14 protein-coding genes are annotated in these 15,876 nt (G+C 70.9%); 10 read left to right on the top strand and 4 right to left on the bottom strand.

Going from position 1 to position 15,876, the window contains the following annotated elements; all coding sequences use genetic code 11:
- Positions 1 to 135 precede the first annotated feature (135 nt).
- From AC1MGR_RS15815 to AC1MGR_RS15780, 8 genes are all read left to right on the top strand, one after another.
- Positions 136 to 570, top strand: a complete 435-nt coding sequence (locus tag AC1MGR_RS15815; RefSeq protein WP_108038838.1) for a cupredoxin domain-containing protein — start codon at positions 136 to 138, stop codon at positions 568 to 570.
- Between the two features lie 11 nt (positions 571 to 581).
- Positions 582 to 833, top strand: coding sequence for a hypothetical protein (locus AC1MGR_RS15810; RefSeq protein WP_181259726.1), 252 nt, complete (start codon positions 582 to 584; stop codon positions 831 to 833).
- Entirely contained in the window at positions 830 to 1,585 is a 756-nt protein-coding gene (locus AC1MGR_RS15805; protein ID WP_108038836.1) for an ABC transporter ATP-binding protein, read from the top strand. The genes AC1MGR_RS15810 and AC1MGR_RS15805 overlap by 4 nt, the downstream gene beginning before the upstream one ends.
- Positions 1,582 to 2,478 carry an ABC transporter permease gene (locus AC1MGR_RS15800; protein WP_108038834.1) on the top strand — a complete coding sequence of 299 codons (897 nt, stop codon included), beginning with the start codon at positions 1,582 to 1,584 and terminating at the stop codon, positions 2,476 to 2,478. Before AC1MGR_RS15805 ends, AC1MGR_RS15800 begins: the two co-directional genes overlap by 4 nt.
- 14 nt (positions 2,479 to 2,492) lie before the next feature.
- A complete protein-coding gene (locus tag AC1MGR_RS15795) occupies positions 2,493 to 3,128 on the top strand; it encodes a hypothetical protein (protein ID WP_108038986.1) in 636 nt (211 codons plus the stop codon).
- A 266-nt stretch (positions 3,129 to 3,394) separates the two neighbouring features.
- A complete protein-coding gene (locus tag AC1MGR_RS15790; RefSeq protein WP_108038832.1) occupies positions 3,395 to 5,827 on the top strand; it encodes a TonB-dependent receptor domain-containing protein in 2,433 nt (810 codons plus the stop codon).
- A 407-nt stretch (positions 5,828 to 6,234) separates the two neighbouring features.
- A complete protein-coding gene (locus AC1MGR_RS15785; RefSeq protein ID WP_480232213.1) occupies positions 6,235 to 6,618 on the top strand; it encodes an EF-hand domain-containing protein in 384 nt (127 codons plus the stop codon).
- A 42-nt stretch (positions 6,619 to 6,660) separates the two neighbouring features.
- Positions 6,661 to 7,020 carry a hypothetical protein gene (locus AC1MGR_RS15780; RefSeq protein ID WP_108038828.1) on the top strand — a complete coding sequence of 120 codons (360 nt, stop codon included), beginning with the start codon at positions 6,661 to 6,663 and terminating at the stop codon, positions 7,018 to 7,020.
- A 139-nt stretch (positions 7,021 to 7,159) separates the two neighbouring features.
- Here the strand turns inward: AC1MGR_RS15780 and AC1MGR_RS15775 are convergent, their stop codons facing one another.
- The 3 genes from AC1MGR_RS15775 to AC1MGR_RS15765 all read right to left on the bottom strand — a co-directional run bounded on the left by AC1MGR_RS15775 (position 7,160) and on the right by AC1MGR_RS15765 (position 10,841).
- The gene (locus AC1MGR_RS15775; RefSeq protein ID WP_108038826.1) at positions 7,160 to 8,686 is read right to left on the bottom strand and encodes an undecaprenyl-phosphate glucose phosphotransferase; all 1,527 of its coding nucleotides are present in this window, start codon (positions 8,684 to 8,686) and stop codon (positions 7,160 to 7,162) included.
- A 136-nt stretch (positions 8,687 to 8,822) separates the two neighbouring features.
- The gene (locus tag AC1MGR_RS15770; protein ID WP_480232212.1) at positions 8,823 to 10,058 is read right to left on the bottom strand and encodes a glycosyltransferase family 4 protein; all 1,236 of its coding nucleotides are present in this window, start codon (positions 10,056 to 10,058) and stop codon (positions 8,823 to 8,825) included.
- 210 nt (positions 10,059 to 10,268) lie between these two features.
- Positions 10,269 to 10,841, bottom strand: a complete 573-nt coding sequence (locus AC1MGR_RS15765; protein ID WP_056220364.1) for a polysaccharide biosynthesis/export family protein — start codon at positions 10,839 to 10,841, stop codon at positions 10,269 to 10,271.
- Between the two features lie 186 nt (positions 10,842 to 11,027).
- On the opposite strand from AC1MGR_RS15765, the gene AC1MGR_RS15760 reads away from it, so the two are divergent.
- On the top strand, positions 11,028 to 13,361 hold the full coding sequence (locus AC1MGR_RS15760) for a Wzz/FepE/Etk N-terminal domain-containing protein (RefSeq protein ID WP_480232211.1): 2,334 nt from the start codon (positions 11,028 to 11,030) through the stop codon (positions 13,359 to 13,361).
- Positions 13,362 to 13,394: 33 nt separating this feature from the next.
- Here AC1MGR_RS15760 and AC1MGR_RS15755 read toward each other — a convergent pair whose 3' ends face one another.
- Complete coding sequence (locus AC1MGR_RS15755) at positions 13,395 to 14,588, bottom strand: GNAT family N-acetyltransferase (RefSeq protein ID WP_480232210.1); 1,194 nt, start codon at positions 14,586 to 14,588, stop codon at positions 13,395 to 13,397.
- A 191-nt stretch (positions 14,589 to 14,779) separates the two neighbouring features.
- Here AC1MGR_RS15755 and AC1MGR_RS15750 point away from each other — a divergent pair, with 191 nt between their 5' ends.
- Positions 14,780 to 15,868: a polysaccharide deacetylase family protein gene (locus AC1MGR_RS15750; RefSeq protein WP_480232209.1), complete on the top strand. Its 1,089-nt coding sequence runs from the start codon at positions 14,780 to 14,782 to the stop codon at positions 15,866 to 15,868.
- The last annotated feature ends 8 nt before the right edge of the window (positions 15,869 to 15,876 follow it).

Genomic DNA, 15,876 nt, shown 5'->3' with positions numbered 1-15,876 from the left:
CCTCGGGGGCCTGAGGGTCACCCAGCCACCCCCACCTCCAAATCCTCCCCGCAAGGGAGGCGAGCTTCGCGAGATCGAACACGACGACCGCTCCAAGGCGGCACCGCCCTCGGGCGGCCAACGGGAGGACAACACATGACGCGAACGATGCGGCTCGCCGCGCTCGCCCTGGCGACGCTCCTCGCCACCGGGTCGGCCCAGGCCCTCGACCTGACGAAGAAGCGTCAGAACCTGCCCGACCTCGTCCTCGGCAACGAGGAGGGCAACGACTTCGTCGTGGAGAACAAGGAGATCGAGCTCGAATCCGGCAAGGCCTACCGCCTGCGGATCGTCGCCAAGGGCCGGCAGGAGTACAAGTTCTACGCCACCGAGTTCTTCCGCAACATCTGGTTCAACCAGATCGTGATCCAGCACCTGGAGATCCACGGCAGCGGACCGCCGGACCATTTCGAGTTCGACGATCCGGGCGAGATCGCGATCGAGTTCGTGGCCATCCGGCCCGGCGAGTATCCCTGGTCGGTCCATGGCCTCGAAGCCAAGGGCATGACCGGCAAGTTCATCGTGAAGTAGGATTCCCGTCGATGCGCGCGCCCCCGGTTCTCGCCCTCTCCGTTATGCTCGCCCTCGGGAGCGTCGCCGCCCGCGCGGACGACAAGGCCGCCTGCCTGGAGGGCATCGCGATGATCAAGGCCGAACTCGCCAAGCCCGCCCCGGAGGCGGTCCAGCCCAGGCTCAGGAAGGCCCTGCGGGTGGCCGAGCGCGAGATGGGGGAGGGCGAGTTCGACGAGTGCCTCGACGCGGTCGGCGATGCCAGGCGGGCGCTGAAGCCATGAGTTCGGGAGAGCGCGCGAGCCCCGCCCTCGAGGTCGCCCATGTCAGCCACCGCTTCGGCGCGCGGGCGGCCCTCTCCGACGTATCCCTCAGCGTCGCGCGCGGGCGCTTCACCGCCCTGCTCGGGCCGAACGGGGCCGGCAAGACCACCCTGTTCTCGGTGATCACCCGCCTATATTCGAACCAGGACGGCCGGGTCTCGATCCTGGGCCACGCCCTCGACCGGGAACCGAGCCGGGCGCTCGCCCGCCTCGGCGTGGTGTTCCAGGCCCGCACCCTCGACACCGACCTCACCGTCGCGCAGAACCTGCTCTACCACGCTAGCCTGCACGGCATCGCCCGCAAGGCCGCCAAGGCGCGGATCGCCGCCCTCCTCGACCGCGTCGGCTTGGCCGACCGGCGCGACGACAAGGTGCGCACCCTCTCGGGCGGCCAGTCCCGGCGCATCGAGATCGCCCGCTCCCTGGTGCACGAGCCCCGGCTCCTCCTCCTCGACGAACCCACCGTGGGTCTCGACCTCGAATCCCGCGCCGACATCGTCGCCATCGTCCGCGCCCTGGTGCGGGAGGAGGGATTGTCGGTGCTCTGGGCCACCCACATCTTCGAGGAGATCGACGCGGGCGACGACGCGGTCGTGCTGCACCGGGGCCGCATCGTCGCCCGCGGCACCGCCGGCTCCATCGCGCAGGGCGACGAGACCCTGGAGGCGGCCTTCCGCCGGCTCGTCGCCGAACCCGCCCGGCAGGCCGCATGAGCACAATCGAGCGCACTACCCCCCCGGCGGCCGTCTCGGCACCGGCCGAGGCGCCGGTGCCCCATCTCGGGCGCCTCGACGCCGTCGGCTACCTGATCTGCCTCGGCGGCATCGTACGCCGGGAGCTGCTGCGCTTCTTCAACCAGAAGGAGCGCTTCTTCTCGGCCCTGGTCCGGCCACTGGTCTGGCTGTTCATCTTCGCGGCGGGCTTCCGCAACACGCTCGGCGTCTCGATCGAGCCGCCCTACCAGACCTACGTGCTCTACGAGGTCTACGTGGTGCCGGGCCTCGCGGTGATGATCCAGCTCTTCAACGGCATGCAATCCTCGCTCTCGATGGTCTACGACCGCGAGGTCGGCTCCATGAAGGTGCTGCTGACGAGCCCCTATCCGCGCTGGCTGCTGCTGCTCGCCAAGCTGATCGCCGGCGTCACCGTCTCGGTGGTGCAGGCCTACGCCTTCCTGGCCATCGCGTGGTTCTGGGAGCTTGACATCCCGGCCATCGGCTACCTGGCGGCCCTGCCGGCCTTCATCGCCTCGGGGCTGATGCTCGGCGCGATCGGCCTGCTGCTCTCCTCCATGGTCAAGCAGCTGGAGAACTTCGCCAGCGTGATGAACTTCGTGATCTTCCCGATGTTCTTCGCCTCGTCGGCGCTCTACCCGCTCTGGCGCATCCGCGAATCCTCCGAGACCCTGTACTGGATCTGCCAGCTCAATCCCTTCTCCCACGCCGTGCAGCTCGTGCGCTTCGCCCTCTACGGGCAGTTCGAGCCGATCGCCTGCGCGGTGGTCGTGGGGACCACGCTCGCCTTCTTCACCCTCGCCGTCGTCGCCTACGATCCGGGCCGTGGCATCATGGCCCGGCGCGGCGGCCCGGCCGGAGACAATTCCTGATGACTTCTCGCCTGATGACGTCCCGCACGCTCCCCCTCCGCGCCCTCGCGGGCCTCGCCCTCCTCGGCCTCGGCGCCGGCCCCGTCCTGGCCCAGCCGAAAACCGATCCGGACTGGCCCTGCGTCCAGCGCAAGGTCTCGACCCTGAGCCCGGGTACGGTCTGGACCGGGCCGGACCTCGAGGCCGCCGGCCCCTGGGGCGACGATTTCGAGGCCGCGGCGCTGGCCCAGAAGATCGCCTCACGGCGCACGCCCCTGTCCGAGGTCGATCCGCTCCTCGACGACTTCGTCGCCAAGGCCGGCGCCGACAAGGAGAAGCGCCTCACCCGGGTCTTCGCCGGGGTCTTCGAGGTGATCAACGGCGAGCGCAACAAGGTCGTCGCCGGCATCGGCCGCTACGCACAGGGCCAGCGCCGCATGGCCGAGCGCATCCGCGACGAAGCCGACCAGATCAGCGCCACCAAGGATTCCCCCAGCGCCCAGGATGCCCGCGACATCCCCAAGGACGCCTCGGAGCTGGAGACCAAGTTCACCTGGGACCGGCGCATCTTTCAGGAACGCAGCCAGTCGCTCACCTATGTCTGCGAGGTCCCGACCCTGCTCGAGCAGCGCCTCGGCGAGATCGCCCGCAAGATCCAGGCCCGCCTCTGACGGGCCCCGGCGGCCCGGGGCCCTGGCTGCCCCGAACCGCCTTGCCACTTTCTCCCGGACGACTTGCTGAACTCTCCCCAAACCTTTGAAATCGTAAGAAAAATCGTGTCCGTTGCGCCACGCCGCGCAACCAACCGAGCCGGCATCGCGCAAAAGCGCTGAATCGGCGCGGCGCGCGATTGTTCTCGACGCGCGATCCTCGCAAGACTGTGTTCGAAGCCCCGACCAAGGGGCAGGCACACGAAGACGATCTTGGGGGACTGGGGATGACGAAGCGGACACTGCGGAGCAGCTTGCTGCTGTCGGTGGCCTTGCTGCCGGGCGCCGTACTGGCGCAGGGTGCCGGCGGCCAGCAATCGGTGACGCTGAGCGAACTCGACGTGGTCGCGACCACGCCGGTCGGCGCCACGGGCGGCGGCGGCGGACAGTCCCTGTACAAGATCCCCAACACCGTCGAGACCGTGACGGCGGCCGACTTCGCGCAGGACCGCGCCACCCTCGACCCGACCTTCACCCTGGCGCGCAAGACGCCGGGCGTGAACCTGTCGGACGGGCAGGGCAACAGCTTCCGCCAGACCCTGACCTATCGCGGCTTCGACGCCTCGCCGCTCCAGGGCGCGCCGCAGGGCCTCGCGGTCTACCAGAACGGCGTGCGCATCAACGAAGCCTTCGGCGACGTGGTGAACTGGGACCTGATCCCCTCGGTGGCGATCAACCGGATCGACGTCGTCACCGGCAACCCGATCTTCGGCCTCAACGCCCTCGGCGGCGCGGTCAACATCGAGATGAAGAACGGCTTCACCTGGCAGGGTAAGGAGATCACCGTCAGCGGCGGCTCCAACGGGCGCATCCTCGGCTCGCTGCAATACGGCGAGGTCATCGGCCCCTGGAGCTTCTACTTCGCCGGCGAGGGCCTGCGCGACGAGGGCTGGCGCATCAAGTCGCCCTCCGAGATCGGCCGCGTCTACGCCGACCTCGGCCACAAGTCCCTCGACTCCGAATTCCACATCATCGCGTCGGGCGCCAAGACCTTCTTCGGTGCCGCCGCCGCCACGCCGGTGGACTTCACCCGCGTCAACGAGCGGGCGATCTTCACCTCGCCCCAGACCATCTCCACCGAGCAGGGCCAGATCCAGGTCACCGGCAAGGTCGCGATCTCGCCGACCTGGGACCTGCAGGGCAACGCCTACGTCCGCCGCCTCAGCCAGTTCGTGATCGACGGCAACGACGGCAACTTCGAGCAGTGCAGCACGCGCTCCAGCAACCGCGGCTTCCTCTGCTTCGAGGATGACGGCTTCGAGCGGGGCGCCCTGAGCGACCGCGCCTTCCGCGACCAGTTCACGATCCTGGGTGGCCGGGGCCAGCGCATCCCCTTCACGGCGGGCGTGCCCTACGGCACCCTCGACACGATCCGCACGGAGGCCACCGGCTACGGCGGCACCCTGCAGGCCGCCAACCGCGACCAGGTCTTCGGGCACAACAACACCTTCGTGGTCGGCGGCAGCATCGATGCGGCCAACTACACCTACAAGTCGTCGAGCACCCTCGGGGTGATCAACCCGGACCTCACCGTCACCACCGATCCGCTGAACCCGAACTACGGCACGATCCCGGGCCTCGGCACCGAGGCGATCCGCACGGCGGCGGCCCTGGGCATCGCGCCGAGCAACGTCACGGGCTCGAACCTCTACATGGGCCTCTACGCCCTCGACACCTTCGACGTCACCGATGCCCTGTCGCTCACCGCCGGTGCGCGCCTGAACTTCGCGCGCATCTCGACCCAGGACCAGACCGGCTTCTCGCCGGACGTGACGGGGACGCACTACTTCACCAAGGTGAACCCGGTGGTGGGCGCGACCTACCGCTTCTTCCCCTGGCTGAACCTCTACGGCGGCTACTCCGAGTCGAACCGCGCGCCGACGCCCCTCGAGCTCGCCTGCGCCAATCCCGACCGGCCCTGCCTTCTGCCGAACTCGCTCGTGGCCGACCCGCCGCTCAAGCAGGTCACCGGGCAGACCTACGAAGTGGGCTTCCGCGGCACCGTGCCGAACTTCTACGAGAACGGCCTGTTCAACTACAAGATCGGCGCCTTCCGCACCGACCTGCGCAACGACATCCTGCAGGTCGCAGTGCCGGGCAACGCCGCCCGCGGCTACTTCGTCAACGTGCCGGCCACCCAGCGCCAGGGCATCGAGGTCTCGGGCGAGTATGTCGGCGAGCGCCTGAGCCTCTACGGCAACTACGCCCTGATCGACGCCACCTTCCAGTTCGAGGGCGAGCTCTCCTCGCCCAACAACCCGCTCGCGGATGACGGCCTGATCAACGTCCGGCGCGGCAACAACGTCCCGCTGATCCCGAACCACCAGTTCAAGGCCGGGTTCAACTACCTGATCACGCCGATCTGGACCTTCGGCATGAACTTCCAGGCCTTCTCGTCGTCCTACTTCCGCGGCGACGAGTCGAACATCAACCGCAAGCTGCCGGCCTACTTCACCGCCAACCTGAACACGAGCATCCAGATCAGCCCGAACGTTCAGGTCTTCGCCCTGGTCACGAACCTGTTCAACAACCGCTACGCCAATTTCGGCACCTTCGCCGAGACCGGGCCCGTGGCGGGCAACTTCGTGATCAACGATCCGCGCACCACGACCCTGGTGCAGCCGCTCTCGGCCTATGGCGGCGTCCGCGTGACCTGGTAATCCGGCGCGCCGGTTCGGCCCCCCCCGAACCGCTTGGCCGGCCAGCCCGCCTAACACGCCCCGGCGGGGCAAGGTTCGGTGGAACAAGACCAGGCAGGCACGACCTCAACTCTTCCGGACGAACGACGAACGGCGCAGCCTCCCAGCTGCGCCGTTCGTCGTTGGGGCACCCGAATTCACGCCCGAAACCGCACTCTCACCTCACGATTCAGTGATTTTTCCACTTCAACCCAGGCATGAGTCCAAAACATCCCCTCGGGGGTTGCCGGATTCTCCCGATTCTTCTACCAGATCGCAAGTTGAGTCGTCGACTCGACTCGCCATGACTCGGCCCGACTCGGTCCCGTCATGTCGTTTTCTGGGAAGTACCTGACAGTTCTTCCCGATGATCTTCGGAGTATTCAGATATGTCGTCCCGCCTGTCCGCCGTCACCCTCCTCGCCGTCCTGCTCGGCGCCGCTCCGGCCTTCGCAGCCGACGTCTCGGCCTTCGATCCGGACAAGGACGGCACCATCGACCTCGCCGAGGCGCAGGCCGCCGCTTCCAAGAAGTTCGACATGCTCGACCCCGACAAGGACGGCACCCTCGACGCCAAGGAGCTGAACGGCCTCCTGAGCGCCGCCGAGCTGAAGGCCGCCGACCCGGACAACGACGGCACCCTCGACAAGAAGGAGTACCTCGCGGTGGTGGCGGCGCGCTTCAAGGCCGCAGACCCGGATGCCGAGGGGACCATCGACGCGAAGGAACTCTCGTCGCCCGCAGGCGTCTCTCTGGCGACCCTGATGAAGTAAGGCTGCCCGCGGGGTGGCCGACCCACCCCGGAGAGCCCATCCATGCGGATCACCACCGTCCTGCCCGCCGCCCTCATCCTGCTCGGCGCGGCCGGACCCGCCTTCGCCTCGTCCTGCTCGGAACAGATCGCCACGATCGAGCGTCGCCTCGACAGCACCGGAGCCGAGCAGGTCACGGGCAAGGAGCCGCCCGGCGGCCCGACCTCGTCCCACTCGGACAAGGCCCTCGACAAGGCGCCGAACGTCAAGCCGACCGATCCGTCGACCACGGCCAGCGCCGGCGGCGTCGCCGAGGCCCGCGACCTGATCAAGAAGGCCCGGGCCCAGGACAAGGCCGGCGACATGAAGGGCTGCGAGGACACCATGACCGAGGTCAAGAAGAAGGCCGGCGCCCTGCCGTAGCACTTCCTCCCGCTTCGACCCCGCGCAGACGGCACAAGGGCCGCTCCCCTCCCGGGGGCGGCCCTTGTCGCGTTCCAGGGGCGACGGCCCCGCCGGATCAGCAGGCGTTCGTCAGTAGGCGTTCGTCAGTAGGCGTTCGTCAGTAGGCGTTCTTGGTCCGGAACAGCGAGACCGGCGTCGCCAGCATGATCTTCACGTCGAACAGGATCGACCAGTTCTCGATGTAGTGCAGGTCGTGCTCGACGCGCTTCTGGATCTTGTCGCTGGTGTCGGTCTCGCCGCGCCAGCCGTTGACCTGGGCCCAGCCGGTGATGCCGGGCTTGACCTTGTGGCGGGCGAAGTAGCCGTCCACCACCTGGTCGTAGAGGGTGTTGGCCGCCTTGGCCTGGAGGGCGTGCGGGCGCGGCCCCACCAGGGACAACTCGCCCTTGATGACGTTGAAGAGCTGCGGCAGTTCGTCCAGCGAGGTCTTGCGGATGAAGCGGCCCACGGGCGTGACGCGCGGATCGTCCCGGGTCACCAGCCGGGCGGCGCCGGCATCGCTCTGGTTCACGTACATCGAGCGGAACTTGTAGACCTCGATCAGTTCGTTGTTGAAGCCGTAGCGCTTCTGTCGGAACAGCACCGGCCCGGCGGAGGTCAGGCGCACCGCCAGGGCGACCGCCAGCATCACGGGCGCCAGGGCCACCAGCATCGCGCAGCCGACCACCCGGTCGAAGATGCTCTTGGCGACGATGTCCCAGTCGGCCATCGGCTTGTCGAAGATGTCGAGCACCGGCACGGCGCCGAGATAGGAATAGGCCCGCGGGCGCAGGCGCAGCTTCGAGGCCTGGGCCGAGAGCCGGATGTCGATCGGCAGGACCCAGAGCTTGGCCAGCATCTGCAGGATGCGGTCCTCGGCGGCGATCGGGATCGTGAAGATGATGAGGTCGAGGCGCGTGCTGCGGGCATAGGCGACGAGGTCGCTCACGGTCCCGAGCTTCGGGTAGCCGGCCACCACCGTGTCGGAGCGCATGTCGCCGCGGTCGTCGAACACGCCGACGATGCGCACGCCGGACTCCGATTCCGCATCGAGGGCGCGGATCAGGTCCTCGGCGACGGGGCCGCCACCGACGATGGCGGTGCGCCGGTCGAAATGGCCGCGCTGCGCCTGGGCGGTGATGAAGCGCGCCAGGACGAAGCGCCCGGTCAGGAGGGCGGCGAGGCCGGCGGCGAAGACGCTGGCCATCCAGACCCGGGAATAGTGGTCGGCGATCTTGGCGAACACCATGGCGGTGGCCACCAGCAGGAAGGCCAGCGACCAGGCACCCACCAGCCGCAGCGCGGAGCCGCGCAGGGTACGGAACGCCGCCATGCGGTAGGCGCCCGCGGCCTGGAGCAAGCAGACGGCCAGGGCGGCGAGGCCGAGGGTGGCAGCGAGGTAGCGGGGCGACAGCGGCACGATCCCGGCGAGCTGCAGGCGCTGGATCACGAGGCCGAGGCTCGCCACGAGGGCGAATTCCGCGATCCGGACGCAGCCGGCCAGCACCACCGGCGAGAGCAGCTTCGGGGCGGCCGGGTGCATCCGCGCCTCGGCGGGGGGCAGGGCCGCCGCCGGACCACCCTCGGACTGGGGTCCGAAGCGGCCCGCGGCCTCCAGCAGGTCACGGACATCGAAGGCGCTCATGGCTGACTTCCGGGCTCGGGTACGCGTGTTGGAAACGGGAGCGGGGTTACGGGTCGGATCGGGGCGGAGGAGCGGGCGTCACGGGCAGGGTGGGCAGTGGCGGGACCGAACGGGGCAGCACATCACCGGGCAGTCGTCACGGAGACGTGGGGGCGACGGCGTGGCCGGCGCCGGGAACCCGGGCGCGCAGGGCCGCGGCGTAGCCGGAGAGCACGTCCGACCCCATGCGGGTCATCGAGAAGCGGGCGCGGACCGAGGCCGCCAGGGTCTCGAAGCGCTGGCGGGACGCCTCGGGATCCTCGTCGAGGACCCGCGCGATCGCCTGGGCCAGGGCCCGGCCGTCGCGGGGCGGCACCAGATCGGAGGCCGCGGCTCCGAAGATTTCCGGGATGCCCCCCACATTGGTGGCGACGAGGGGCTGGCAGGCGGCCGCCGCCTCCAGCACCACGTAGGGCAGGGACTCGGCCAGCGAGGGCACCACCATGAGCCGGCCCCGGGCCAGGACCGGGCGGATGGCCTGCGGCGGCTCGAAGGACACCGCCTCGCCGAGGCCCATCGCCACCACGCGGTCGGCCAGGATGGCGGAATCCGGGCCGGAGCCCACCATGAGCAGCCGCAGGGGACGGCCCGCGGCGCGCAGACGCAGGAGGGCGTCGAGGAGGAAGGGCACGCCCTTGGCGTCGCGCAGCTCGCCGATATAGACGAGGTCGACCCGCTCGGCGGCCGGCACGATGGGGGCGAATTCGGCCTCGCTGATCCCGTTGTGGACGATGCGGGTGATGCGGCGCGGATCGCCCGCATAGGCCCGGTGCCGCCCGGCGACGTACTCGCTCTCGAACAGGAACACGTCGGTGCGCAGCCCCATGAGCCGCTCGAGGCCCATGTAGAACCGATGGCGCAGGGTGCCGGGCTTGTAGTTGTAGCTGCCCCCGTGGGGGGTGTAGGCGCGGATGGGCGCGGAGCCGGGCACCACGGCCATGCGGGCGTAGACGCCGCCCTTGGCCCCGTGCCCGTGCAGGACGGTGGCCCCCACCGCCGCGGCGCGCCGGGCGATGGCGCGCAGCGCCGCGAGGTCGGAGGGATGCGGGTTGCGCCGCATCGGCAGGCGGGTGATGCCGAGGGCGAGGCAGGGCGCGAGCTCGGCCAGGGCCTGGGCGGCGCGCTCGCCGCCGGTGGAGGCGTCGCAGACGAGTCCGACCTGGTGGCCCGCCGAGGCCTGCAGGCGGGCGAGATCGACCACGTGCCGGAACAGCCCGCCCACGGGCGCGCGGAACACGTGCAGGATGCGCTGCGCGGGGAGGCCGCCCGAGGCGGCACTGAGGGCCGCGCCCGGGCTGCTGGCACCGGTCGGACCGAGGGGGGACGCGTTCACGACAGCTGCTCCACGCACCGTAGCGCGAGCGGCCGGGCCGCTCGTCCGTCGGGAGACCATGCGCGCGACCGGTGCGCGGACCGTTAAGGCGGTGCCCGCGCCGAAGCGTGCGAATGCCCGGACCAGCGGAATAGTTCTCGGTTCAGTTAGGCGAGTCCTAACCGCCGCGGCGGCATCCTTCGCATCCGGCCGGGGCCGGGACGCGGGCGCTCAGAAGAAGCGTTCCTTGATCACGATCGTGTCACCGGGGCGCACCGGGTAGGTCATCGGCACGATGCCGGAGACGAGGCCGTCCCGGCCCTCGCGGGTGAGCACGGCGTAGTCGCGGGCGGCGCGGGGGCCGAAGCCGGCGGCGATGGCCACCGCGGTCTCCACGGCCATGCCGTTGACGTAGGGGTACTGGCCCGAGGTCGTGACCTCGCCGAGGATGTAGAACGGCCGGTAGGCGTCCACTTCCACGGTGACGTGGGGCTCGCGCACGAAGCCGGCCGAGAGCTTGGCCTCGATCGTCCGGGCCGCCTGGCTGGTGGGCTGGCCGCCGACCTTCACGAGACCGATGAGCGGCATGGCGATGTTGCCGGCCCCGTCGACCGCGTAGATGTTCGAGAGGTTGTCCTGGCCGAAGACGATGACCCGGAGGCGGTCGCCGGCGGAGAGGGTGTAGCGGGCACCGATGGAGCCGGTGCCCGTCGCGTCGAGCTGATCGGTCCGGAAATCCGGGCGCAGGCAGCCGCCGAGCGCCAGGCTCGACGTAAGAGCTAAGAGGAGTGATCGCCGGTTCATCACTACTGCCGTCGTGAGGAGAATTCGAACCGAGCCCTAAGCCGATATGGTTAACGAAGACTGACGTCCCGCCTCGGCCCGCACGAAACGCGTGGTTCTTAACGTCTGGTCAACCTTAAACCGGTCTAGTCGTGGAAAGCCGGCCACCCTGCGGTCGACATCCTTGCCTTGCGTAAAGATCGAGCCATGCCCCGCTCTTCGCTGTTCGAGCCCACGCGCGATGCGTCCCCTGCCGGAAGCGAGGGCCTGGGGCTGTCGCAGCTCGCAGGCGTGCTGCGCCGGTCCTGGCGCTGGATCGTCATCCCGACCGCCCTGGCCACCATCGGCGCCATCGCCTTCGTGCAGGTGGTCTCGCCCCGCTACACCGGCGAGGCGAAGATCCTGCTGGAGAGCCGTGACACGCCCTATACCCGCACCGCCCAGGAACGGGGCGAGCAGCCCCAGCCCATCGACGAGCAGGCGGTGGCGAGCCAGGTCCAGGTGGTGATGTCGCGCGATCTCGCCCGCGAGGCGATCCGCCGGCTGTCCCTGGCCGGCAACGCGGAATTCGACCCCGGCGTCGCCGGCTTCGGCCCGCTCCAGCGCGCCCTGATGATGATCGGGCTGGCCAAGAACCCGATGGAGCGTCCGCCCGAGGAGCGGATGCTGGAGACCTACTTCGACCGCCTGACCGTCTACCCGGCCGGCAAGTCGCGCATCCTCACGGTGGAGTTCCGCTCGAAGGACCCGCACCTTGCGGCCCAGGCGGCCAACACCATCGCCGAGCTCTACATCGCCTCCCTCGACGCGGCCAAGACCGACACCGCCCGCTACGCCTCGACCTGGCTCGGCGGCAACATCGAGACCCTGCGCACCCGCGTGGCCGAGGCCGAGGCCAAGGTCGAGACCTACCGCGCCAGCCATGGCCTGATCGCCACCGGCGGCGCCGGTGGCCAGCCCCTCGGGGCCCAGCAGCTCGGCGAGCTCTCGACCCAGCTCTCCCAGGCCCGCACCGCCAAGGCCGACCTCGCCGGGCGCGCCAAGCTGATCAAGGAGATGATCAAGGACGGCCGCGCCTTCGAGATCCCGGATGTCGCCAACAACGAGATCATTCGGCGCACCGTCGAGCAGCGCATCACCCTGCGCAACCAGCTCGCCCTCGAATCCCGGACCCTCCTGTCCGCCCATCCGCGCATCAAGGAACTGACCGCGCAGATCTCCGACCTCGACGCGCAGATCAAGGCTACCGCCGAGCGCGTGGTCCGCACCCTGGAGAACGATGCCCGCATCGCCGAGGCCCGGGTCGAGAGCCTGAGCGCGGCGGTGGACGCGCAGCGCGACGTGGTCTCGAAGGGCAATTCCAGCGAAGTCCAGCTCCGCGCCCTGGAGCGTGAGGCGAAGGCCCAGCGCGAGCAGCTCGAATCCTACCTCGCCCGCTACCGGGAGGCCTCGGCCCGCGACGCCGAGAGCGCCGCCCCGGCCGATGCCCGCGTGGTCTCGCGCGCCATCACCCCCGAGACGCCGTCCTTCCCCAAGAAGCTGCCGATCGTCCTCCTGGCGGCGGTGCTCGGCCTGCTGTTCTCCATGGGCGGCGTCATCGCCCACCACCTCCTCGGCGATCCCGACGGCCCGGGCCGTCGCCGCCGGCGCGAGGCGGACTCCGAGGCCGAGGCCGAGCGCCCCGCCTATGGCCGCCAGCCCTTCGCCTTCCCCGAAGCCTCCCTCGCCCTGGCGCGGCAGGGCGCCACCGCGCAGGCCGCCGGCCTCGATGCCGCCCCGCCGACGGCCGAAGCGGCCCCCACCCGGCCGACCCTCGCCCCGGCCTGGACCGGGACGGCCAAGGCTGCGGAGACCGAGCCGACGCCCGCCCCGACCTCTCCTCCGGCTCCCGCCGAGGCGGGCGCCTACGCCCTCGACCCGCTCGTCGCCCGCCTGCGCACCGGCGCCGGCCCGGCCCGGTCGGGCGCCGGCCGCGCCGTCCTGGTGATCGAGGCCGTGCCGGCCAAGGCCTTGGAGGCGGGCCTCGCCGTCAGCCTCGGCAGCAGCCTCGCGGCCGACGCGAGCGTCGTGGTGCTCGATCTCAACGGCCCCGCCTGCGGGGCGGAGGATGCCGGCCTCACCGACCTGGTGGCGGGCGAGGCCGCCTTCCTCGAGGTGATCCAGTCGATCCCCGGCTCGCGCCTGCACGCGATCCCGCGCGGCTTCATCGACGCGGGAATCCTGGTCGAGGAGCCGCAGGCCCTGGCGATCACCCTCGACGCCCTGGCCCAGGCCTATGACTGGGTGGTGTGTCGGCTCGGCACGCCGCAGGCCCGCACCGCCCGCGACATCCTCGCGGTGGCGGGCAGCCTGATGGATACGGCGATCATCGCCTCGGACCGCGACCCCGAGGATGCCGACCTTCTCGACCTCTACGCCCTGGCCGAGGCCTCCGGCGCCGCCCAGATCCTGGTGGCCCAGGACCAGGCCGCCGCGGCCCTGGCCCCCGAGGCGCCTGCCTTCGCCGAGGAGGCGATGCCCCTGCGCCTCTCGGCCGCCTGAACCCCGGCCGCCCTCGATCGTCCGGCTTGACCGTCAGTCGGCCGCCGCCCGGCGCCGGCGCAGGCGCGCCACCAGGGCCATCAGGCGCGGGTCGCGCTTGATGCGGCGCTTGAGGCGGGCGGCCGCGACGGTCCGGAGGGCGAAGGCCTGGCCGCGGAGGGTCACCGGCAGGGCGACCTCGCCGAGTTCGATGGTCTCGTCGCAGATGCTGCTCTTGTAGCGGGCCTCGCCGACGCCGAGGTCGAAGCTCCGCCGGCCCCGGGCCGTCTGGTCGCCGATGAGGTGATGCAGCAGGATGTCGCCGGGGCTCGAGCGGCTCACCGCCGGGTCGGCGTCGAAGGCGGTGAACATGCCGCTGTAGCGCTGCCCGTCGACCGCCCCGCCGAAGACCGCGAAGATGCGCCCCGTCTCGACGGCGACGAGGGTCGTCAGCTCGAGGACCGACCCGCCCGCCGGGTCGGCGGCCCGGGCGAGGAAGTCCCGCACCGCCGGATCCGCATAGGGGTCGACGAGCCCCATGGCGGCGAAGCGCGCGGCCTTCTGCCCGTAGAACGCGGCGAGGGCGCGCTCGATTTCCTCGGGGGTCTCGGCGCGCCGGCAGGCCACGGACCCGAAGGCCTCCACCAGCTTGCGCTCCTTGGCGCGCAGCTTCTTGCGGGCATCGCTGCTGAAGACCCGCTTCAGCGTGGTCTCCGGATCGGGGCCGAGGATCAGCCCGTAGCCGTCGCTCGGGGCGGGCTCGGCCCGGTGGTGCAGCGGATTGGCCGCGCCGTCCCAGAAGCGGGGCTGGTGCGAGAGGGCGAAGACGTCGATCCCGGCCTCGCGGCCGAACCGGTGCAGGGCCTCGACGAGATCCTCGGGCGGCATCGCCGCCGCCTCGCGCGAGGCGAAGAGCGGCATGTGGTAGTTGGCGTGCTTCTCGCCCACGACCCGGGCCACGGTCGCCCCGCCCTCGCGGGCGACCACGAGGGGGAGGAGCACGCGGGGACGCCCGGCCGCATCGCGCAGGACCACGATCCGCAGGTCCGCCCCCGGGGCGGTCCGGGCGAAGGCCGCGACCCAGTCGAAGCGCTGGTAGGGCGTCGCCAGCACGGCCGGATCGGCCTCCAGGCCGCGCCACAGGGCCTCGGCGGCGGCCAGATCTGGGAAGACCTCCGCGACGAGGCCGTGCCGCACCCGCGCGCGCATCGCTCCGGCTCCGGTCAATTCATGGGCGAGAACGGCCATGCCATCATCCTTGCCATCATCCTGGGTACCCGCCGGATCGGGATCCGCCGGATTGCTCGGCCGACCCTGCCCCCGCAGCCCTTAACCCCGCGGTGATGCCGGGGCGGCACGCGGCCCCTGTCTGTGTGCGTGGGTAACGAAACCTTGCCGGTTGCCATGATCCCCTGGGGCGACGCCGAAACGGATTCACCATGTCCGCATCCCAGCCCCCCGCCGCCCCCACCGCCTCCGCCGCCCCCTTGAGCCGGCGCCACCGCCTGTTCGCGGCGGGCTTCCGCGCCATCGCGGCCAGCCGGGCGGACCTCTGGCTCGGCCCGGTGGCCCGCGGGCGGGGACTGATCCTGACCTTCCATCACGTCCGCCCGCAGCGCCCGGAGGCCTACGATCCCAACGGGCTCCTGGCGATCACCCCGGATTTCCTCGACCGGACCCTGGCACTGGTACGCCGGCGCGGCTTCGAGATCCTCGGCCTCGACGCCCTGCCGGCGCGCCTCGCCGCGGGGGGACGCCCGTTCGTGGTCCTCACCTTCGACGACGGCTACCGCGACAACGCCGAGCACGCGGCCCCGATCCTGCGGCGGCACGGGGCGCCCTGGACGCTGTTCGTCACCAGCGACTTCGCGAGCGGGCAGGGGCGCCTGTGGTGGCTCGAGCTGGAGGGAGCGATCCGCCGCCTCGATCGGGTCCGGGTGCCCGCGGCGGGCCTCGATCTGCCGGCACGCCATGCGGCCGAGAAATCCGCCGCCTTCGACACGGTCTACCGCCAGCTGCGGTCTGGCCCGGAGGCACGGCTCCTCGCGGTCATCGCCACGCTCTGTGCCGAGGCCGGCCTGGCACCGGGGCGCCTGGCCGGTGGGCTCTGCCTGTCCTGGTCCGAGCTGCGGGACCTCGGCCGCGACCCCCTCGTCACCTTCGGCGCCCACACGATCAGCCACCCGATGCTGGCCAAGCACGACGCGGCGGTGGCGCGCCGGGAGATCGCGGAGGGGCGGGCACGGATCGTGGCCGAGCTTGGCCGCCCGGTCACGCACCTGTCCTACCCGGTGGGCGATCCGACCTCCGCCGGCCCGCGCGACTTCGCCCTCGCCCGGGACCTCGGCTTCGCCACGGCGGTGACGACCCGGCCGGGCCATCTCTTCGCGGCCCATGCGGACCACCTGCACGCGCTGCCGCGGGTCTCGGTGAACGGCCACCACCAGACGGAGGCCGCGCTCTCGGCCCTGCTCTCGGGCGTGCCGTTCCTGGCCTGGAACCGGGGCCGCCGGCTCAACGTCGCCTGAAGCGCCAA

The sequence above is a fragment of the Methylobacterium sp. BI1 genome (genome assembly GCF_056680125.1).
The sequence above is the reverse complement of the archived record's forward strand: the minus strand, read 5'-3'. Positions and strand labels throughout refer to the sequence as shown.

Excerpts from the sequence above, each read along its gene's own strand:
- AC1MGR_RS15815 (WP_108038838.1), top strand. The coding sequence starts at position 136 with ATGACGCGAACGATGCGGCTCGCCGCGCTCGCCCTGGCGACGCTCCTC.
- AC1MGR_RS15810 (WP_181259726.1), top strand. The coding sequence starts at position 582 with ATGCGCGCGCCCCCGGTTCTCGCCCTCTCCGTTATGCTCGCCCTCGGG.
- AC1MGR_RS15805 (WP_108038836.1), top strand. The coding sequence starts at position 830 with ATGAGTTCGGGAGAGCGCGCGAGCCCCGCCCTCGAGGTCGCCCATGTC.
- AC1MGR_RS15800 (WP_108038834.1), top strand. The coding sequence starts at position 1,582 with ATGAGCACAATCGAGCGCACTACCCCCCCGGCGGCCGTCTCGGCACCG.
- AC1MGR_RS15795 (WP_108038986.1), top strand. The coding sequence starts at position 2,493 with ATGACGTCCCGCACGCTCCCCCTCCGCGCCCTCGCGGGCCTCGCCCTC.
- AC1MGR_RS15790 (WP_108038832.1), top strand. The coding sequence starts at position 3,395 with ATGACGAAGCGGACACTGCGGAGCAGCTTGCTGCTGTCGGTGGCCTTG.
- AC1MGR_RS15785 (WP_480232213.1), top strand. The coding sequence starts at position 6,235 with ATGTCGTCCCGCCTGTCCGCCGTCACCCTCCTCGCCGTCCTGCTCGGC.
- AC1MGR_RS15780 (WP_108038828.1), top strand. The coding sequence starts at position 6,661 with ATGCGGATCACCACCGTCCTGCCCGCCGCCCTCATCCTGCTCGGCGCG.
- AC1MGR_RS15775 (WP_108038826.1), bottom strand. The coding sequence starts at position 8,686 with ATGAGCGCCTTCGATGTCCGTGACCTGCTGGAGGCCGCGGGCCGCTTC.
- AC1MGR_RS15765 (WP_056220364.1), bottom strand. The coding sequence starts at position 10,841 with ATGAACCGGCGATCACTCCTCTTAGCTCTTACGTCGAGCCTGGCGCTC.
- AC1MGR_RS15760 (WP_480232211.1), top strand. The coding sequence starts at position 11,028 with ATGCCCCGCTCTTCGCTGTTCGAGCCCACGCGCGATGCGTCCCCTGCC.
- AC1MGR_RS15755 (WP_480232210.1), bottom strand. The coding sequence starts at position 14,588 with ATGGCCGTTCTCGCCCATGAATTGACCGGAGCCGGAGCGATGCGCGCG.
- AC1MGR_RS15750 (WP_480232209.1), top strand. The coding sequence starts at position 14,780 with ATGTCCGCATCCCAGCCCCCCGCCGCCCCCACCGCCTCCGCCGCCCCC.